The organism is Pseudacidovorax sp. RU35E, assembly GCF_900156165.1.
Classification (GTDB): Bacteria; Pseudomonadota; Gammaproteobacteria; order Burkholderiales; family Burkholderiaceae_C; genus Xenophilus.
The window spans coordinates 64008-83265 of the sequence record NZ_FTMY01000016.1 but is presented as its reverse complement, the minus strand read 5'-3'; the positions used below and the strand labels follow the sequence as shown (position 1 = coordinate 83265).

Below are 19258 nucleotides of genomic sequence, written 5' to 3'. Positions count from 1 at the left end.
CGTTGTCGCGGCGCTGACCGTGGGCGGCGATGTCATGTCGGCGGGCGAGCAACGCGCATGCCAGCGGCCGGGCGGGGCCATGCGGTGCGAGGGCCATTCGGAGCGGCCGGGCGGGCGTTGATTGAGCCTCCGGCTTCGCCTGCGGTGCGAGCGCCCTTCGGAGCGGCCGGGCGGGCGCTCATTGCTTCTCCGTCTCCAGGTGCGCGTCGCAGCCCTTGCCCGCGGCGATGTAGCGACGGGCCAGCCGCGCGAGCAGCGGCGCGGCACGGCGCAGCGGGCCGGGCAGCCAGCGATCGGGCTGCACGATCAGGCCGCAGCGGTACACCTGCGCATCCGCCTCCCACACCAGCGCCGCGCAGGCGCCCTGCGTGCGACGGCTCGCCACGATGCCGAGCGGACAGGGCGCATGCGCACAGCACACGCCGCAGCCGTTGCACGGCGCGCCATGGGCCGGCTTGTCCGGAGCCTCGGGCTGCAGGTGGATGACGCGGTGCGGTCGGGAATCGCCCATGGTGGCCAGGGATCAGGGCGCGCGCAATGGCGGGACGGACGGCAGCGGACAGGCGCCGGTCGCTCAGCGGCCGGACCAGCCGGCCAGCAGCGCCGGCAGACGGGCCATGTCCTCGAAGGTCGTCGCGGCGCCCACCGACAGCAGGGCCTGGCTGCCGCTGTGGCCCGGGCCGCCCGGGCTGTAGCCGAAGACGGTCGCGCCCGCGGCCACGCCGGCGGTGGCGCCGGTCACGGTGTCTTCGACCACGGCGCAGCGGCTGGCCGGCACGCCCAGCGCCTCGGCCGCGGCCAGGTAGACATCGGGATGCGGCTTGCTGCGCGGCGTCTCGTGGCCGCTGAAGATGCGGCCCTCGAACAACTCCAGCAGGCCCACCTTGGCCAGTTGCAGTTCGACCTTGCGCCGGTCGGCGCCCGAGGCGCAGGCGATGCGGCCGTCGAGCCGCCGGTGCAGTTCGCGAACGGCCTCGACGGCGCCGGCAATGGCGACAAGCTCGCGCTCCAGCGCCTCGTTGCGGCGCGCCCAGAAGCGGTCGAGCCAGGCGCGGTCGATGCGCACGCCGGTCTCCTGGAAGATGCGCTCGGCCTCGTCCTTGACCGCCTTGCCGATGAAGACCTGCATCGCCTCTTCCTCGGTGATGGCCCAGCCCAGTTCATGGAGCATGGCCACCAGCACGCGGTGCGTGATCGGCTCGGAGTCGACCAGGACGCCGTCGCAATCGAAGAGGACGGCGTCGAAGGGGAAGGCGGAGGCGGCAGAGGACATGCGGGCGCGGACGGGAATGAGGACGAGGGACAGCCGGCGAGCATAGCCGGCGCCCTGTGTCGTCGCCCTTCCGGGGCGCAGCGCCCCTGATGCCCGCTCAGGCCTGCCTGGGCACCTCGCGCTGCGGCGGCCCGTCGTAGGTGGGCTGGTACTGCCGCGGGATCGGCCCCTTGATGCGCACGTCCTGCGAGGTCTGCTCCCACGCATGCGCCAGCACGCCCACCGAGCGCGACAGGCAGAACAGCCCGCGCGCGAGCGGCGCCGGAAAGCCCAGCTCCGCATAGATGACGGCGGTGGCACCGTCGATGTTCATCGGGATGGGCTTGCCCTTGGCCGCCGTCAGGCGCGCCTCCACCGCGCGGCCGATGCGGGCGAAGCGCCCGTTCACCTCGCCGGCCGCCGCGGCCTCGTCCACCAGCGCCAGCAGGGGCGCCGAGCGCGGGTCCACCGGATGGAAGCGGTGGCCGAAGCCCGCCACCACCTTGCCCCGCGCGGCGATGAAGGCGTCCAGGCCCTCCTGCACGGCGCGGTCCTCGTCGGCACCGGCGTCCATGCGGGCGGCGATGTCCTCGTACAGCTCCACCGCCTGCTCGCCCGCGCCGCCGTGCACGTCGCCCAGCACGTTCACGGCCGAGGCCATGGCGCTGTTCAGGCCCACGCCGCAGGTGGCGGCCATGCGCGCAATGGCGATGCTGGGCGCCTGCGGGCCGTGGTCCACGGCAGCCATCAGCGCGGCCTCCAGCAGCGCGGCCTGGCCGGGCGTGGGCAGGTCGCCGCGGGTCATCAGCCAGATCATCTGGGCCAGGCTCACGCGCTCGCGGATCAGGTCCTGGATGGGGTAGCCGCGGTAGCGGATCACACCGGGCGACATGTCGATGATCGAGGTGCGCCACCAGTCCTCGGTGGTGCGGCGGGCGTCGGGGGCGGGCTTGGCGCCGGGGGCGGAAGCGCCAGCCGGCAGGTGTGCGGGATCGGTCATACGGCCTCGTCCTGTTGCAGTTGTGCGATCTCCTCGGCCGAGTAGCCGAGGCCGGCCAGGATCTCGCCGGAATGCTGCCCCAGCGTGGGCGGCGGCGTGTCGACACGCGGCGCCTGGCCGTCGATCTTGAAGCCGGTGCGCACCACGCGGATGTCGCGGCCCACGCCCGGCACGTCGTCGAACTGGCCGATCATGCCGCGGCCGGCCACCTGCGGATGCGCCAGCACCTCGCCCACGGTGTAGACCGGACCGGAGGGCACACCCGCCTGGTTGAGCAGCGGCCACCAGGCCTCGGTGCTGCGGGCGACCAGCGCCGCGTCGAGCTCGGCCTTGAGTTCGGCGCGGTGCTGCAGGCGGCCCTGGCGCTCACGGAAGCGCGGGTCGTGCGGCAGGTCGGGCCGCTCCACCACGCGGCACAGGGCCTCGAACTGTTCCTGCTTGTTGGCCGCGATGTTGAGCAGCCCGTCGGCCGTGCGGAAGGTGCCCGAGGGGCTGGCGGTGAAGTTGTCGTTGCCCATCGGCTTGGGCGCCTGGCCGGCGATCAGGTGGTTGGACACCACCCAGCCCATCGTCGCCATCACCGCCTCGAGCATGGAGACGTCGATGAAGGTACCGCCCGTGCGCTGGCGGTCGGCCAGGGCTGCCGCGATGGCGAAGGCGGCCGTCATGCCGCCGATGGTGTCGGCCATGGGGTAGCCGACGCGGTAGGGCGCGTTGTCGGGCGCGCCGGTGATGCTCATGGTGCCCGACATGCCCTGGATGATCTGGTCGTAGGCCGGCAGGTCGCGCAGCGGGCCGTCCTGGCCGAAGCCGGAGATGGCGCAGTAGATGAGGCGCGGGTTCTCGGCCAGCAGCGATTCATAGCCCACGCCCAGGCGCTGCATCACGCCGGGACGGAAGTTCTCCACCAGCACGTCGGCGCTGCGCACCAGGCGGCGCAGCACCTCCTTGCCGGCGGGCTTCTTGAGGTCGACGGTGATGGAGCGCTTGCCCGGGTTCTGCGCCAGGAAGGACACGCCCATGTGCCGCCGATTCAGTTCCGGATCGGCGCCGAGCTGGCGGGCCAGGTCGCCGCCCTGGCGGCTTTCCACCTTGATGACATCGGCCCCCATGTGGGCCAGCTGGTGACAGGCGAAGGGCCCGGCCAGCACATTGGTGAGATCGAGGACGCGGATGCCCTGCAGCGAAGTGACCATGAGGCTCAGTCCACCCGCGCGCCGGATTCGCGCACCGCCGTGCCCCAGCGGGCCTGCTCGCTCTTCATGAACGCGCCCAGTTCGGCCGCGGTGCCGCCGCGCGCTTCGCTGCCTTCGTCGCGCAGGCGGGCCACCACATCCGGCCGCTTGAGGGCGGCATTGGCCGCGGCGTTGAGCCCGTTCACCGCCTCCGCCGGGGTGCCGGCGGGCGCCACCAGGGCCTTCCAGTCCTCGGCGACGAAGCCGGGGTAGCCGGATTCGGCCACCGTCGGCACGTCCGGCAGCACTTCGATGCGCTTGCCCGAGGTGACGGCCACGGCGCGCAGCTTGCCGGCCTTGACCATCGAGATGACGCTGGGCGGCGTGGCGAAGTAGATGTCGGTCTGCCCGCCCAGCATGTCGGTGATGGCCGGGCCGGCGCCCTTGTAGGGCACATGCATCACCTGGATGCCTGCGCGACGCGCGAACATCTCGCCGGCCACATGGCCCACCGTGCCGGTGCCGGCCGAGGCCATGGTCAGCTGGCGGGACTTGGACTGGGTCTTCAGGTCGGCCAGCGTGTGGATGGCGGAATCGGCCCGCACGACCAACACCACCGGCTGCGACGCCAGCAGCACCACCGGCGCGAAGTCCTTGGCCGCGTCGAAGGGCATGCGGCTGTAAAGCGCGGGGTTGATGGCCAAGTTGGCCGTCTGGCCGGCGCCGAAGGTGTAGCCGTCCTTGCGGGCCTTGGCCACGGCATCCAGGCCGATGTTGCCGCCGGCGCCCGGCTTGTTGTCGATGACGAAGTTCCAGCGCGTGTCCTTGGCCGTGATCTCGTTGACCACGAGCCGGGTCAGCACGTCGGTGCCGCCGGCGGGCGGAAAAGGCACCACGATCTTGATGGGCTGGGTGGGAAAGCCGGCCTGTGCGGCGGCCAGAGCGCCGTGCAGCGCCAGCGTGGCGCACAGCGCCAGGCGGTGGAACGTTTTCACATCGGTCTCCTGAAATAGACTGTTCTGTTGGATAGAACTCAAATCTACTGAACAGAACTGTAGGCCGCGCTTGGCGGCAGGACCTACCGGGTTAACCCTGGTGCGCCTGGATCGCGGAGTGCGCGTCGCGGCCATGTCACACTGCGCCCGCTCCTGCGAACCCGACGCCCTGCCCCCGCCGCCGCCATGACCGACGCCGCTCCCTCCCCCACCGAACCCACCGCCGACGCCGCCTCCGACTCCAGTGGCGTGGCGGTGCTGGACCGGGCTTTCGCGCTCCTGGCCGCCTTCGATGCCGACAGTGCGCGGCTGACGCTCTCGGAGCTGTCGCGCCGTACCGGCCTGTACAAGAGCACGGTGCTGCGGCTGCTCGGCGCGCTGGAGCACGGCGGCTTCGTGCGGCGCCTGCCGGATGGGCAGTACGCCGTCGGGCCGCAGCCGCTGCGGCTGGCTGCCGTGTACCAGCGTTCCTTCCAGGTCGGGCATGTGATCGAACCCCTGCTGGAGCAGCTGAGCACCGCCAGCGGCGAGACGGCCTCTTTCTACGTGCGGCACGGGCTGGAGCGCGTGGCGCTGTTCCGCGTCGAACCCGCGCGCTCGGTGCGGGCCTCGGTCCAGATCGGCAAGGGCTACGCCATCGGCCAGGGCGCCTCGGGCAAGGTGCTGGTGGCGTTTGCCCCGCAGGATGCGACCGAGCTGCCGCCCGTGCCCGAGGCCGATGCCATCCGCGCGCAGCTGTGGGCCGTCTCCTGGGGCGAACGCGACCCCGAGACCGCCTCCGCCGCCGCCCCGGTGTTCGGCGTGGGCGGCGCGTTGCAGGGTGCGCTGGCCCTTTCCGGCCCGCGGCAGCGGCTCGAACAGGGCGACACCATGCGCAACGCCTGCCGTCAGGTGCTGGAGGCGGCGCGCAACGCCACCGCGGCGCTGGGCGGCAACGTGAGCAGCTTCAACCAGGGCCTGGACCTCTTGGCGAGCGAAGGCATCACCCCCCGCGGCTGAACGCCTGCGACTCCGGCTGGGGATTCGCGCCTGTCGGGGAAATCCAGCGCGCACGCCCTTCTGATTGCGCAGTTGCGCCATCACTACCAAGCGCTCAGAAGCAGCAGCAGCAGCCGCCAGCCTCGGCCGCCTGCCTCAGGGCGGGCTGACCGGCGCCCGCGAGGCCGCCATGTCCGGCGCCACGTGCAGCCCGCGCATCATCTCGGTCATCCACGTCACCAGCAGCGCGCCATAGGCCTTGCGCCAGGCCTCCTTCGACAGTGCATGGTCCGCGCCCGAGAGCACCCGGTAGGTGACCGAGCGCACGGCGCGGAAGGAGCCCAGGTAGTTGGCGATGACCGGGTGCGGCACGGTGCTGTCGTGCTCGGACTCGACCACCAGCACGTCGCCCCGGAACGCCTCGCAGGCACCCAGGGCGCGATTGGCTTCCGGCGCGATGGAGGTGAGGCGATAGGCCGCCAGATCGCTGCGGCTCAGCTGGCCCTTGGGCACGTCCCAGTCCTCGTCGCGGTAGAGCGCCGGCGCGCGCATCGCCAACCACCGCACGGGCCGCAGTTCCGTGACCAGCGCGGCCAGGTAGCCGCCATAGCTGCTGCCGACGATGGCGATGGCCGTCGGGTCGACGGCCGGATGGGCCGCCAGCGTGTCGTAGGCGGCCAGCACGTCGCGCAGGTTGTCCTCGCGTGTCACGTCGAGGCGCTGGGCCGCATGGCGGGCGTGGCCACGCAGGTCGAAGGTCAGGCACACGCAGCCCAGCGCGGCGATCTCGCGGGCACGGGCCAGGTACTGCTCCTGGCTGCCATCCCAGCCGTGCACCAGCAGCACGCCGGGCACCTTGGCGGCAGCCACCAGGGTGCCGTCGATCTTCTGGTCGTCGACGGCGATCTGCAGGGTGTCAAGCTGGGTCTGCATCGGGAAGGATCAGGGCATAGCGGGTGATGAGGCCCACGCTCGGGTCCACATCGCGGTAATAGACATCGGCACCCTCAGGCGGGTCCTCGCTGCCGTAGCACTCGCCACTGGCGGCGCGCAGGCGCTGCAGGGTGGGGTCGGCATGGAAGCGCTCCAGCGCTGCCACCTCGGCGCTCGTCGCGCCACCCAGGCGCCAGGACTGCTCCAGCACGCCGGAGCGCCATTGGCCGTGCACGTCCATGCCCTGCGCCACGTCGTAGTTGATGCGCGAGGCGAAGAAGCCGGGATAGCTGCGCTCGACGGCCGCGTGGTAGCTGCGGGCCTGCGCCACGGCCAGGCGCAGCGCGTCGGGCATGAAGGGCTCGGCCATCAGCACGTCCAGCCCGCCGCGCACCAGCGTCAGCTGCGAGCCGCCATACACCGCCTCGCCCTGGTTGTCATAGGTAAGCCGCTGGTGGCCGTAGTAGCTCAGCACCAGGCTGCCCACGATCACCTGGCCCACGCTCACGGTGTCGGGATGCCGCAGGTTCTCTTCGAGCACGACGCCGTCCGCGGCGATGGCGGGGTCGCCCAGCGCTTCCAGCTGGCAGTCGAGCGAATCGGGGTCCGTGGCCACGCTCTGGCCTCGGCCGGCGGTGCCACGGACCGCCTTCACGCGCACCGGCCCCCGGGCCAGGACCAGGCGTCCGGCGCCTCGTGCATCGGCCAGGCTGAAGGCGGTGTAGCCATGCAGCACGGCATCGGCCGCATGCGCATGAAAGTCGGCCAACCATCCTTCCGGCTGAGCGGCGCCCGGCTCCAGCAGCGGATGGGTGATGGCCTTGGTGGCGACGAAGGGATGCGGGACGACGCCGCCGAACAGGTCGTGGGGGCCGCGGATGCCTGCGGTGTGGGCATCGGAGGCACTCAGGGTGTCGTTGGGCACCACGTACTGCGGGGCGGTGCTCGGTCGCTGGGGGTCGAAGTCGCCCGCGAAGCGAAAGCCCTTGAGGGCGGCCAGGCGCTGCGCGAAATCGGTGCGCGCGGCGCGCTCGTGGGCGCTGTCATAGCCGCGGCCCGCTACGTGCCAGAGCCATGTCTCGCCGGGAGCGGTCCCGGGGGCGGGGATCAGCGGATGGGCCAGGCCATCCTCGAATTCCAGAACGGGCATCGGTGCTCTCCAGTGTCCGGTGGCAATGGAGCGATGCTGGGAGCGCGGCCGAGGGGCCGCGTAGGTGCTTTCAGGCAGTGAGCGTCGGCCACGGTGCGGCCGCAGGTGGCTGCGCGCCCCAGCCATCACGCATCAGCCGCCGCACGGCGCCCGGCTGGTCGCCCACGCGCTGCACGGCCAGGCGCAGCAGCGATTCGGTGACGCCGAACTCACCCATCCAGTAGCTCACATCGTCACGGCAGTCGAGGTGGATGCGCTCGGGGTGCTGGAGCACGCTGCCGGGGAACACGGCGCTTTGAAGGGTGGTCATGGCTGTCTCCGTCGGACCTGGTTGGAGCACCATCTTGAAGAGGGGCGCCCCAGAAAGCAGCAGGCGCAGGCCGCCCCCCTTGAAGGACGTCGCCTACACGGCGTGTTCCGCGGCGACCAGCACCGCGCAGGGCAGCGTCTGAAGCAAGGCGTCGACCGCCGCCGTGCCGCCTTCGACGTGGCGCCCGCTCAGCACATCGCGCCAGCCCCCGGCGCGCTGTGGCAGGGTCAGCGTGGTGCCGGCCCAGGGCTGCGAGTCCCAGGCCGAGGGCGGCGGCGCGTCCCGGCGGTCGGCGTCCTGCCGCGCGAAGAAGCGGCCGGCCACGAACACCATGGCATCGCCGCCCGCCTGCCGGGTGAAGGCGATCACGGCATCGTCGGCCGGGCCGGTGGCATACAGCGCGCGATGGTCGCCGTCGCGCATCAGGGTGGCCTGCTCGCGGCGCATCTGCAGCAGGCGCCAGGCGGTCCACAGCTTGGCCTCGCCGATGCGCGCGGGCGTCATGCGCTCGGCCAGGCCTTCGGTCATGCGCTCCGGCCGGGCCGCCAGTGCCTCCAGGCCGGCCAACAGGTCGCTGCGGGCTTCGTAATCGACCGGACGCCGGTTGTCGGGATCGACCAGGCTCAGATCCAGGCACTCCGTGCCCTGGTAGGTGTCGGGCACCCCGGCCGAGCAGAACTTGAGGGCCGTGAACACCAGCGAGTTGAGGCCACCCCACCATGCCAGGCGATCGACCAGTGGCTCGAAGTCGGCGCGGAATTCCTCGCTGGCCACCAGCCCGCGCACGAACATCCCCAGCGCGCCTTCATAGGCCTCGTCGGGCGTGACCCAGCTGGTGTGGCGCTTGCTCTCGCGGGCGGCCTTGTGCATGTAGCGCACAAGGCGCTCGGCCAGCCCCGGCAGGGCCTCGTCATCGGCGCCGCCGGCGGGCCAGATGCCCAGCATGGTCTGGTAGATCAGGTATTCGTCCGCGCGGGACGGCGAGACGCCGTGCTCGAGCATCGCGATCTGCGACTCGGGCTCGGTCAGCGCATGCCAGCGGCGCAGCGCCAGCCGCCAGGTGCCGGGCATCTCCGAGAGCACGTGGAGCCGCATGCGCACGTCCTCGGCGCGCTTGTTGTCGTGCGTGGAACTGGCCAGCAGCGTGTGCGGCCAGCGGCGGGCCCGGTCGGCGCTGGCTTCATGGAACTCCGCCAGCGAGAAGCCGAAGGTGGCCGGATCGCCGCCCACCTCGTTGAGCGAGGCGAGCGGGTACCAGCGGTAGAAGGCCGTGTCTTCCACACCCTTGGCGGCCACCGGCGAGCTGAACTGCTGGAAGCGCGCCGCCAGCCGCAGCACCTGCGGATGGAGCACAGGATCGCCTGCATGCAGCTCGCCGCGCAGGGCCTCGCCTATGAAGTCGTAGATGCTGTCGTCGGCCAGTTCGCCGCGCTCGCGGGCGGACGCGATCGCGTCGTCGATGTAGTAGCTGTCCTGGTCGGACAGGCCGCGTTCGGTCACGTAGCTGCGGTACACGCGCATGCAGGTGGCCACCTCGGCCAGTGCGCGACGCAGGTTGTTGAGGGTGTAGTCGCGGGTGCGCCGGTCGGCGCGGGCGATGCGCAGCGCGGCCGCCGCGATCATGGTCAGGTCCGAGGCCAGCGCATTGCGGGTGACGGCCCGCTTGCCCTGGTATTCGACCTCGTGGAAGGCGGCGGTCTCACCCGTGAAGCCACGCCAGATGCGCATGAAGGCGCCTTCCATCTCGGTGTCGACCAGCACCCCGGCGGCCACGTTGGCAAAGCGGTAGCCGGTGGTGCCATGGATCGCCCAGGCCTCGGGCACGTCCTCATGGCCGGCCGCGATCTTCTCGGCCACGACATAGAGCGGGCGCTCGGGCCGGCCGGTGCCGTCATCGTCGGCCAGGCGTCGGCCGGTGCGCCGCGCGAAGCCCTGCTGCAGCCGCTCGAAGTACACGGCCGGGTCGTGCAGGCCGTCCGGATGGTCGATGCGCAGGCCATCCACCAGGCCGCGTGCCACCAGGTCCAGCGGCAGCGCATGCGTGGCCTCGAAGACCTCGGGGCGCTCCATGCGCAGGGCGGCCAGCTCGTTGACGTCGAAGAAGCGGCGGTAGTTGATCTCGTCCGAAGCCACCCGCCAGAAGGCCAGCCGGTAGTGCTGTTCCTCCAGCAGCCGGTGCAGCTGCTCGCGGTAGCGCGGATGGTTCCAGCGCGAGACGGCGGCCTGCAAGGCACTGCCGAAAGCGGCCGATTCGCCGATCAGTGTGGCCAGGCGGGCCTGGGCGGCGGTCTTGTCGCGGGCGCGCCGGGCAGCCTCGTCGGCGCTGGTGGGCAGCGACTCGAAGGCCTGCGCCACGCCCGCCAGCGCGGCCGCGTCCTCGGGGCCGGCCAGCAGCGGCTCGGCCGAGCGCAGCACCGCCGGATAGCTCTCGGGCGCGACCGGCCAGCAGTGGTCGTGGTAGTGGATGGCGAGGCGGCCGGTGGCGGCATCGAGGCCCAGCTTGAGCTCGCCGTCGTCCAGCACCTGTCCGTAGGCGCCACCCAGCACCGCCAGCAGCACCTTGCCCGCCAGTTCCGGGTCGGACGGCTGCCATTCGATGTCGAAGTGGTTGGCGTAGAGCGAGGCGGGGCCGTTCTCCAGTACGTCCTCCCACCAGGGGTTGTCGCCGCCCAGCACGCCCATGTGGTTGGGCACCAGGTCCAGGATCTGGCCCATGCCATGGCGCTGCAGCGCGGCGCAGAAGCGCATGAAGCCGGCCTCGCCGCCCAGCTCGGGATTGATCTCGTCGTGCGCCACCACGTCGTAGCCGTGGGTGCTGCCCGGCCGCGCGCGCTGCAGCGGCGAGCAGTAGACATGGCTGATGCCCAGCCGCTGCAGGTACGGCAGGATGGCGATGGCATCGTCGAAGGTGAAGCCGGCATGGAACTGCAGCCGGTAGGTGGCCCGGGGCAGCCGCAGGGGGTGACGCACCGGGCCTTCGGCCGCGGCACCGGTGCCGCTGGCCGGCCGCTCGGCCGACACGGCGGCGGCGATGGCGGCCACGCGCGGCTCCTCTCTCCACCGCTCGACCGGCAGCGCCAGGCGCCGGCGCCAGTTGGGGTGCTCGCGCACGGTGCCCGGCAGGTTGGCCTGACCGCGCTCGCCCAGCAGGTCCTCGGCCTGCACCATCAGCAGCCGTGAGGGCGCCTGCGCCAGCCAGCCATGCACCGCGGCCGCCGCCTCGGCGCCGACCTCGCCGCTGCCGAGCAGGCGCGCGCCGGCCTCGGCGTCGAGCCGTTTGGCGTCTTCCAGCGCAAAGGCCAGCTGCACGCGGTCAGCCGCGCGCTCGGCCAGTTGCTGGCGCGCCATCTCGTCGCTGGGATAGAGCTGCAGGCGGATGCGCTCGCGCAGGTCGGCCCCGGCCCACCAGCCTTCCAGCGTGGCGAGGTCATGCGTGCTGAAGGCCGCCAGGGCCTGGGCCGGATAGGCGGGGGGCTGCTTGAAGGCAGCGCCCTCGCGCTCGAACACCATCAACCGGTACGACAGCAGGCCGCAGCGCTGCATGAGGCCGCGCGTCTCGTCGGTGACGGTGCCCAGGTCCTCGCCGATGACGACGCAGCGCTGGCGCCGGCTTTCCAGCGCGACGATGGCCATCATCTCCTCGGCCGGATAGGCCACGTAGGCGCCGCTTGCGGCCTTCTCGCCGGGCGGAATCCAGAACAGCCGCGTGAGTCCCATCACATGGTCGATGCGCACCGCACCCGCGTTGCGCATGCTGGCGCGCAGCGCCTCGATGAACAGGCCGTAGCCGCTGGCACGCAGGGCCGCGGGCCGCATGGGCGGCAGGCCCCAGTCCTGGCCCAACTGGTTGAGCGCGTCGGGGGGTGCACCCACGCTGGCGTTCGGCGCGAACACGTCGCCGCCCGCCCAGGCGTCGGCACCATGGCGGTCCACCGACACCGCGAGGTCCAGGTACAGGCCGATGGCCATGCCGCGGCTGCGGCACTGGCGCGCCGCCGCCTCCAACTGGCTGGCGGCCAGCCATTGCAGCCAGGCCTGGAAGTCGACCTGCGCCGCATGCTGCTGGGCGAAGGCCTTGACCTCGGGGGAGGCCGCATCGCGGTAGGCCGCAGGCCAGCACGGCGGGCCCCAGCAGTCGGGATCGCGCGCACGCAGATGGCGACGCAGGGCCTCGAAGGTGGCATGGCGCTGCAGCGCCTCGCCGCGCTGATGGCAGAAGTCGCGGAAGGCCTGCTCGCGCTGGCGGGCGACGAGTCCGGGCTCGGACGCGTTGCGCTGGGCCTGCACATGGGCATGCAGCAGCGCGAGCACCTCCAGCTTGGCGGCCGCCACGCCCGCGTGGTCCACCAGCGACTGGGCGCGAAGGTGACCGAGGCGCGACTGGAATTCGGGGGACTCGACCAGGCGGCGGGCCTCCAGGCAGTCCGCATATTCGGGCAGCGCCTCGATGGCGATGTACAGCGGATTCAGGAAGAGCCGCGAGGACGGGCTGTACGGGCTGCACTGGCCCGGGTCGTCCAGGAACAGCGCGTGCAGCGGGTTGAGGCCGACCGCCTGCGCGCCCAGGCCGGCCGACTGCTCGACCAGGCGGCCCAGGTCGGCGAAGTCGCCCATGCCCCATTGCGTGTCCGAGCGCAGGCCGTAGAGCTGCGCCGCCACGCCCCAGTGCCGCACGCCCTGCGCATCCCCGGGCGGGGGCTGGCACGAGGCCGGCGCTGCGATGACCAGCACTTCGGCCGTGCCCACCCGCAGGCGGTGGTAGCCCATGGGCAAGGCATCGGCCAGGTCGAGCACCACATGGCGCTCGACCACCGTGCGGCCATCGACCAGGCGGCGCCCACCCTCGCCCTGACCGAGATCGATCACGCCCTCATGCGCGCCGCCTTCTTCCAGCTGAAGCGTCCAGGCGGGTGGGGTCTCGCCCTCGGGCCAGCGCAATGCGAGCGGCAGGCGCAACGTGTCGGCCCGGGCCAGCAGCACGGGCGGCAGCGGCGAGCGCCACTCGGCCGCATCCAACCCGTCGATCTCGGCCTGCCAGGCAGCCTCGTCATGCGGGTCGTGACGGCCCGCGCCCAGCTCGTGCAGAAGACTGGCCAGGTGCCGCGGCTCGACCGTCACCTCTCGGCCCCAGACATCGTGGTAGCGGGGAGCCAGGCCGAAGCGGGCGCAGGCACGGTAGAGGGCGTCGGGCATGAGGAACAGTCGCAGGAAAGGGAAAGGAGGCAGGAACGGGCTCAGAGAGCCTCGAACACGGAAATGCTGTCGTCATCCTCGTCGAAAGCAGGCAGTTGCAGCAAGGCCGCGCAGCCACCACCCGGCGACAGCGACAGCAGCGGCAGCCGCGGGCTCGGCCCAGGCGCCAGGTGGCAGCCCCAGCTGTGGAACACCCGCCCGGTGGGTGCGGCGCCCAGCTGCTCGGTGTCGCCGAGGTTGATCACCATCTGCAGCCAGCAGATGCCGTCGGGTTGCGAAGGCACCATCTCCCACTGCAGGAAGAGCAGGTCGCCCGCCAGCTGCCAGCGCCCGCTGCCCGGCTTGGCGGGCAGGTGCGGCACCACGCGGCGCTTGCGCACGGCCAGCAGCGTGCGCACCTCGTGCACCCGCTCGCGGTGGCCGGGCTGGTCGCGCTCGGCCCAGTCGAGCCGGCTGGCGGTGAAGGTGCTCTCGGCATTGGGGTCGGGGATGCGGGCGCGGGCCTCGGCACTGGTGAAGCCCTCGAACCTCCCGAACTCGCGCCGGCGGCCGTCGGTCACGGCCTGGGCCAGCTCGGGACCGAAGTCGCAGAAGTACAGGAAGGGGGCGGTGGCACCCCACTCCTCACCCATGAACATCAGCGGCACATGCGGCGACAGCAGCAGCGCCGCGCGCAGCGCGCGCAGCCGGTGGGCCGGCGCCAGGGCCTCGATGCGCTCACCGAAGGCCCGGTTGCCGATCTGGTCGTGGTTCTGCAGGAAGGACACGAAGGCCGTGGGCGGCAGCGAATCCGCCGGCTCGCCGCGCGGATCGCCGTCGCGCATCACCGAGGGCTGGCCGGTGTAGATGAAGCCGCCCGCCAGCGCCCGGCCGACCAGCGCCTTGGGCTCGCTCGCGTAGTCGAGGTAGTAGCCGTCGATCTCGCCGGTGGCCTGCACATGCGCGGCATGGTGGAAGTCGTCGTTCCACTGCGCCGTCGCGTCGTGGGGACGGCCTTCGGCGTCGCGGGTGAGCAGGTGCACATGGTTGTGCTCGTTCTCGAGCACCACGTGGATGGCGCGATCCCGGCCGGGGCCCTTGCGCAGGGCCTCGGTGATCTCTCGCACGATATGCAGTTCGGAGTCGTCGCGGATGGCGTGCACCGCGTCCATGCGAAGGCCGTCGAAGCGGAATTCCTCGATCCAGTACAGCGCGTTGTGCACGAAGAAATCGCGCACCGGGCGGGCATGGTCGCCGTCGTAGTTGATGGCGGCGCCCCAGGGCGTCTGGTGCGCGGGGTTGAAGAACTGCGGGCAGTAGGCGTGCAGGTAGTTGCCTTCGGGGCCGAAGTGGTTGTAGACCACGTCCAGCAGCACCATCATCCCCAGGCCGTGGGCCGCATCCACGAAGGCCTTGAGCGCCTCGGGCCGCCCATAGCTGGCCTCGGGCGCGAACTGCAGCACGCCGTCGTAGCCCCAGCCGCGCGTGCCGGGGAAATCGGCGACCGGCATCATCTCGATCGCCGTGATGCCGAGGGCGGCCAGCTCGGGCAGCTTCTTGCGGGCGGCGTCGAAGGTGCCCTCGGGCGTGAAGCTGCCCACGTGCAGCTCATAGACCACCGCCTCGCGCCAGGGGCGCCCCTGCCAGTCGTCGTCGCGCCACTCGTAGGCGGCCGGGGCCACCACGCGGCTCGGGCCGTGCACGTCGTCGGGGTTGTGGCGCGAGGCCGGGTCGGGCACCTTCAGGCCGTCCGGCAGCACGAAACGGTAGTCGTCGCCCGCGGCGGCCATCGGCACGTCGCAGCCAAACCAGCCATCGCTGCCGATGGCCTTCATGTGGTGCGTCGCCCACGCGGCGCCGCGCGCGCGCCGCTCCAGCGTCACCTCGGCCACGCCCGGCGCCCACAGGCGAAAACGAACGCCCCCGCCCTCCAGCACCGTGGCGCCGAAGGGCATCTTGTGCTCACGTCTCATCGTTCGCTTCCAGCTTTCAATGTCAAAGAGGGGGAGGCGGATCGACCGGCCGACGCGGGATCAGCGGATCGTCCGAGCCGCGCGCCGAGGCAGGACGCGGCAGCGTCTCGCCGTCGACCTGCGGGGCGGGCGGCGGCGGCGTGGTGGCGGGCAGGTCGGGCGCGGGGTCGAGCACGGGCGCATCGTCCATGGCCGCATGGGCGGCGGCTGCAGCCGTCGCGGCTGCGACCGGCGCGGTGGCGCTGCCCAGGGGTGCGGCGCGTGGTGCGCCGTCCACCTCGGGCGGCAGCCACTGCTGGATGTGCCGCGCCGCCCAGTCCTTGCCGGCCAGCCCGAAGGCCAGCGCGAGTGCAAACACGAAGCCAGCCAGGATCACCAGGAAGCTCTCGCGCACGATGTCGCCGCCGATGCGCAGGTGGTCCAGCGCGATCAGGATGACGAACACCAGGATGGCGTACTGCGCGATGCGCGAGAAGAAGGTCGCATCGGGCAGGCCCACGTTGCGGCCATAGGTGCGCACGGCATCGCCCACGAAGCGCGCGAAGTAGGCGCCGAAGGCCAGCACCAGCAGCGCGACGAACACGTTGGGCACGAACCAGATCACGCGGCCCAGCAGGTCGGTGATGTAGGTGAGCCCCAGGCTGTTGAAGGCGATGATCAGCGCCGCGAGGATCACCGCCCAATAGGCCAGCAGGCCCACGAGACCGGTGGTGTCCACGCGCACGCCGCCCTGGCGCAGAAAGCCGTCCAGGCCCGCCTTCTCGGTCAGCACCGGGAAGTTGATGGCCCTCAGCGCCTTGGTGACGGCGAAGCGCACCACCTTGGCGATGAGCCAGCCGCCCACGAGCACCACTGCCGCGAACAGCAGCCGGGGCAGGAAGGCCGCGATCTGGTACAGGAAGGCCCGCAGGGGCAACAGCTGCATGCTGAAGTCGTTCATGGTTGCTCACCTCCTCGTGATGCTTCGGGTGCCCCCGGCGCGCGTGCCAGGGCCAGCAGCCCCTGCAGCGGCACCTGGGCCCAGTCGATGCGGTTGTTGAGTTCGTAGCGCAGCTCGTAGAGGGCCTTGTCGATCTCGAAGAGCGACATCAGCGCCTCGTCCGGTGCCTCGGCGCCGGCATGGGCCAGCGTGTCGCGGTAGCCGCCCAGGTAGGCGGCGCGCACGGCGGCCTCCCAGTCGGCAGCCACGGCATTGAGGCGGGCCAGCTCGTCCACGTTCTGCGCAACCCGCTTCAGGGCCGACCAGCGCGCATAGTTGAACGAGCGCAGCATGCCCGCCACGTCGCGCAGGGCCGGGCCCTTGGCGCGGCGCTCGTCGATGCTGCGCGCCGGCTCGCCCTCGAAGTCGATGAGGATGAAGTCGTTGCGCGAGACCAGCACCTGGCCGAGGTGGTAGTCGCCGTGGAGGCGCGTCTTGATGCCGCCGGTGCCCACGCCGTCGAAGGCGGCGATGCGATCCAGCAACTGGGCCTGCCGCTCGATGAGCTGGCGGCCATCGCCCTGGGCACCCTCGCCCAGCGTGGGCAGACGCTCGGCCAGCAGGCTCAGCGTGGCGCGCGCATCGTCATGGGCCCGCAGGCGCAGCGCCTCGCGGTCCTCGCCGGTGAGCGGCTCCGGCGCGAAGGCCGGGTCGTCCGCCGGTGCCGCAGCGAAGGCCAGGTGCATCTCGGCCGTGCGCTGCCCCAGCAGGCGCATGAGCGCGAGAAAGGCGCCATGGTCCACCTGCGCCGCCTCGGGCGCGGCCTGGTGCTCGGCCAGGGCCCGCTCCAGGTACGCCAGGGTGTAGTCCCAGGCATCGCCCTGGTTGGGCACGAAGGCCTGCAGCAGGCCAAGCGTCATGACCGTGCCGTCGTTGCCGTGGTATTCCACCGCGCCGGCCACCGGCACGCAGTTGGCGAAGCGCACCGTCTCCGTGAGGAAGCGGCCGATCTCCAACTCGGGGTTGATGCCCGGCTGCACGCGGCGGTAGCACTTGAAGAAGAGCTGGTCGCCGAAGGTGAGCGCCGTATTGCTGCTGGCCACGCTGGGCCGGCTGACAGGCAGCGCCTGGATCGCGGCGGCATCGACGCCAGTCAGGTCGCGGCTGCCGGTGAAGCGGATCTCGCCCCCGGTGGCCGGCAGCACCAGGCCCTGCGCCATGGCCACCGCCACGGCATGCGCGAAGGCGGGGTCGTACATGGCGTCGCCCATCACGCCCACCTGCGCCTGCTGGCGCACCTTGGCGATCACGGCAGGCGCGTACTGCTTGATGGTTTCCTCGTCCAGCTCTTCCCAGGCAAGGCCCAGCGGCATGAAGTAGCGGCCGCTGCCGCTGCCCGCCTGCACGTCCAGCAAAGGCAGCACGTAGGCGCGCTCGCCCTGCTCCCAGGCCGCGTAGTCGGCGATGCCCACGCGCTGGATCGCCTCGCCCTTGGCGGCGTACCAGCGCTGCACTTCGAGGTGGCGGGGCATGACGTCGACCTCGAACTGCTCGCGCAGCCGGTCGGCCATGCCGATGCGCCAGGGCATGACACGCTCGCGGAACAGGCTGGACCAGCCGTCGAAGAGCACCAGCACCGGCCGGTCGCGCAGCTGCAGACCTTCCTGGTGCCAGCTGGGCACGTCCACGTCGGTGGCCAGACGGAACCAGAAGAAGCCGTACGACGGCATCGTCAGCATGTACGGCAGCTCGCCGATGGGTGGAAAGGCGCTGCGCCCCAGCAGCTCCACCGGCACGCGGCCCTTGAAGGCGCCCAGGTCCAGCTCCACCGGCTGGGCGGCGCGCGAGAGGTTGAAGACGGTGAGGATCACCTCGCCCTCGTACTCGCTCAGGTAGGCCAGCACCTTGCGGTTGCCGGGCTTGAGGAAGGTCTTGCGGCCACGGCCGAAGGCGCGGCTGGTCTTGCGCACCGCCAGCATGCGGCGCGTCCAGTGCAGGAGCGAGCTCTGGTCGCGCAGCTGGGCCTCGACGTTGACGGCCTCGTAGCCATAGATCGGGTCCATGATCGGCTGCAGGTACAGCCGCTGCGGGTCGGCACGCGAGAAGCCTGCATTGCGCTCGTTGCTCCACTGCATGGGCGTGCGCACGCCGTTGCGGTCGCCGACGAACACGTTGTCGCCCATGCCGATCTCGTCGCCGTAATAGATGATGGGCGAGCCGGGCATGGACAGCAGCATGCCGTTCATGAGCTTGATGCGGTCCTTGTCGTTGCCCATCAGCGGCGCCAGCCGGCGGCGGATGCCGAGGTTGATGCGCGCCTGCTTGTCCGCCGCGTACGTGCTGTACATGTAGTCGCGTTCGCGGTTGGTCACCATCTCGAGCGTCAGCTCATCGTGGTTGCGCAAGAAGATGGCCCACTGGCAGCCATCGGGGATGTCCGGGGTCTGCTGCAGGATCTCGACGATGGGATCGCGGTCTTCCTGCGCGATGGCCATGTACATGCGCGGCATCAGCGGGAAGTGATAGCACATGTGGCACTCGTCGCCGGTGCCGAAGTACTCGCGCACATCCTCGGGCCACATGTTGGCCTCGGCCAGCAGGAAGCGGTTGGTGTAGTTGGCGTCGATGGCGGCGCGCAGCTTCTTGATGACGTCGTGCGTCTCGGGCAGGTTCTCGTTGCTGGTGCCGTCGCGCTCGATCAGGTAGGGAATGGCGTCCAGGCGGAAGCCGTCCACGCCCATGTCCAGCCAGAAGCGCATGATGCCGAACACCGCCTCCAGCACGTCGGGGTTGTCGAAATTGAGGTCGGGCTGGTGGCTGAAGAAGCGGTGCCAGTAGTACTGCTTGGCCACCGGGTCCCAGGCCCAGTTGCTCGTCTCGGTATCGGTGAAGATGATCCGCGTACCCTGGTAGATCTGGTCGGTGTCGCTCCAGACATAGAAGTTGCGCTCGGGCGAGCCGGCCGGGGCCTGCCGCGCACGCTGGAACCAGGGATGGTCGCTGGAGGTGTGGTTGATCACCAGCTCGGTGATGACGCGCAGGCCCCGCTCGTGCGCGGCGTCCAGCATCTCCTTGAAGTCCTCCAGCGTGCCGAACTGCGGATTCACGGCGCAGTACTCGCTGATGTCGTAGCCGTCGTCGCGCAGCGGTGACGGGTAGAACGGCATCAGCCAGATGGTGTTGACGCCCAGCTCCTTCACATAGTCCAGGCGTTCGGTCACGCCCTTGAAGTCGCCGATGCCGTCACCGTTGGTGTCGTTGAAGGCCTTGACGTTGAGCTGGTAGATGACCGCGTCGCGGTACCAGGTGGGGTCCTGGGAGCTGTCGATCTCGACGTTCTCCAGCGCCAGGCGGGGTGCGGTCTGCGTCATGCGGCGCGCCTCCTCAAAAGTGACTTGTGG

12 protein-coding genes and 1 pseudogene are annotated in these 19258 nt (G+C 71.2%); 1 reads left to right on the top strand and 12 read right to left on the bottom strand.

All coding sequences use genetic code 11. From position 1 onward, the window contains the following. Nucleotides 1-178 precede the first annotated feature (178 nt). The 5 genes from BXA03_RS23540 to BXA03_RS23520 all read right to left on the bottom strand — a co-directional run bounded on the left by BXA03_RS23540 (nt 179) and on the right by BXA03_RS23520 (nt 4422). Nucleotides 179-511 carry a hypothetical protein gene (locus tag BXA03_RS23540; protein ID WP_076511619.1) on the bottom strand — a complete coding sequence of 111 codons (333 nt, stop codon included), beginning with the start codon at nt 509-511 and terminating at the stop codon, nt 179-181. 63 nt (nt 512-574) lie between these two features. Continuing rightward, nucleotides 575-1273 (bottom strand): HAD family hydrolase, encoded by a 699-nt coding sequence (locus BXA03_RS23535; protein ID WP_076511618.1) that lies wholly within the window; start codon nt 1271-1273, stop codon nt 575-577. 97 nt (nt 1274-1370) lie between these two features. Beyond that, a complete protein-coding gene (locus tag BXA03_RS23530) occupies nt 1371-2252 on the bottom strand; it encodes a citryl-CoA lyase (protein WP_083716341.1) in 882 nt (293 codons plus the stop codon). Continuing rightward, nucleotides 2249-3448, bottom strand: coding sequence for a CaiB/BaiF CoA transferase family protein (locus tag BXA03_RS23525; RefSeq protein WP_076511617.1), 1200 nt, complete (start codon nt 3446-3448; stop codon nt 2249-2251). The genes BXA03_RS23530 and BXA03_RS23525 overlap by 4 nt, the downstream gene beginning before the upstream one ends. A 5-nt stretch (nt 3449-3453) precedes the next feature. Then, nucleotides 3454-4422, bottom strand: a complete 969-nt coding sequence (locus BXA03_RS23520) for a Bug family tripartite tricarboxylate transporter substrate binding protein (RefSeq protein ID WP_076511616.1) — start codon at nt 4420-4422, stop codon at nt 3454-3456. Nucleotides 4423-4608: 186 nt separating this feature from the next. Between BXA03_RS23520 and BXA03_RS23515 the strand changes: the two genes are divergently transcribed. Then, a complete protein-coding gene (locus tag BXA03_RS23515; RefSeq protein WP_076511615.1) occupies nt 4609-5421 on the top strand; it encodes an IclR family transcriptional regulator in 813 nt (270 codons plus the stop codon). Between the two features lie 135 nt (nt 5422-5556). Here the strand turns inward: BXA03_RS23515 and BXA03_RS23510 are convergent, their stop codons facing one another. From BXA03_RS23510 to treS, 7 genes and pseudogenes are all read right to left on the bottom strand, one after another. Beyond that, on the bottom strand, nt 5557-6333 hold the full coding sequence (locus BXA03_RS23510) for an alpha/beta hydrolase family protein (RefSeq protein WP_076511614.1): 777 nt from the start codon (nt 6331-6333) through the stop codon (nt 5557-5559). Next, the gene (locus tag BXA03_RS23505) at nt 6317-7483 is read right to left on the bottom strand and encodes a DUF3182 family protein (RefSeq protein WP_076511613.1); all 1167 of its coding nucleotides are present in this window, start codon (nt 7481-7483) and stop codon (nt 6317-6319) included. The genes BXA03_RS23510 and BXA03_RS23505 overlap by 17 nt, the downstream gene beginning before the upstream one ends. A 70-nt stretch (nt 7484-7553) precedes the next feature. Next, nucleotides 7554-7793: a DUF3606 domain-containing protein gene (locus BXA03_RS23500; protein WP_076511612.1), complete on the bottom strand. Its 240-nt coding sequence runs from the start codon at nt 7791-7793 to the stop codon at nt 7554-7556. Between the two features lie 93 nt (nt 7794-7886). Further along, a complete protein-coding gene (gene treY, locus BXA03_RS23495; protein ID WP_076511611.1) occupies nt 7887-12986 on the bottom strand; it encodes a malto-oligosyltrehalose synthase in 5100 nt (1699 codons plus the stop codon). A 41-nt stretch (nt 12987-13027) separates the two neighbouring features. Then, nucleotides 13028-14938, bottom strand: a complete 1911-nt coding sequence (treZ, locus tag BXA03_RS23490) for a malto-oligosyltrehalose trehalohydrolase (RefSeq protein ID WP_083716333.1) — start codon at nt 14936-14938, stop codon at nt 13028-13030. A 283-nt stretch (nt 14939-15221) separates the two neighbouring features. Then, a pseudogene (locus tag BXA03_RS23485) lies at nt 15222-15878 on the bottom strand (hypothetical protein); the annotation flags it as partial. After that, nucleotides 15875-19228 (bottom strand): maltose alpha-D-glucosyltransferase, encoded by a 3354-nt coding sequence (treS, locus tag BXA03_RS23480; protein ID WP_076511609.1) that lies wholly within the window; start codon nt 19226-19228, stop codon nt 15875-15877. The gene treS and the pseudogene BXA03_RS23485, both read right to left, overlap by 4 nt. Nucleotides 19229-19258 lie beyond the last annotated feature (30 nt).

Excerpts from the sequence above, each read along its gene's own strand:
- treS (WP_076511609.1), bottom strand. The coding sequence starts at position 19,228 with ATGACGCAGACCGCACCCCGCCTGGCGCTGGAGAACGTCGAGATCGAC.
- treY (WP_076511611.1), bottom strand. The coding sequence starts at position 12,986 with ATGCCCGACGCCCTCTACCGTGCCTGCGCCCGCTTCGGCCTGGCTCCC.
- BXA03_RS23500 (WP_076511612.1), bottom strand. The coding sequence starts at position 7,793 with ATGACCACCCTTCAAAGCGCCGTGTTCCCCGGCAGCGTGCTCCAGCAC.
- BXA03_RS23540 (WP_076511619.1), bottom strand. The coding sequence starts at position 511 with ATGGGCGATTCCCGACCGCACCGCGTCATCCACCTGCAGCCCGAGGCT.
- BXA03_RS23530 (WP_083716341.1), bottom strand. The coding sequence starts at position 2,252 with ATGACCGATCCCGCACACCTGCCGGCTGGCGCTTCCGCCCCCGGCGCC.
- BXA03_RS23510 (WP_076511614.1), bottom strand. The coding sequence starts at position 6,333 with ATGCAGACCCAGCTTGACACCCTGCAGATCGCCGTCGACGACCAGAAG.
- BXA03_RS23515 (WP_076511615.1), top strand. The coding sequence starts at position 4,609 with ATGACCGACGCCGCTCCCTCCCCCACCGAACCCACCGCCGACGCCGCC.
- treZ (WP_083716333.1), bottom strand. The coding sequence starts at position 14,938 with ATGAGACGTGAGCACAAGATGCCCTTCGGCGCCACGGTGCTGGAGGGC.
- BXA03_RS23525 (WP_076511617.1), bottom strand. The coding sequence starts at position 3,448 with ATGGTCACTTCGCTGCAGGGCATCCGCGTCCTCGATCTCACCAATGTG.
- BXA03_RS23535 (WP_076511618.1), bottom strand. The coding sequence starts at position 1,273 with ATGTCCTCTGCCGCCTCCGCCTTCCCCTTCGACGCCGTCCTCTTCGAT.
- BXA03_RS23505 (WP_076511613.1), bottom strand. The coding sequence starts at position 7,483 with ATGCCCGTTCTGGAATTCGAGGATGGCCTGGCCCATCCGCTGATCCCC.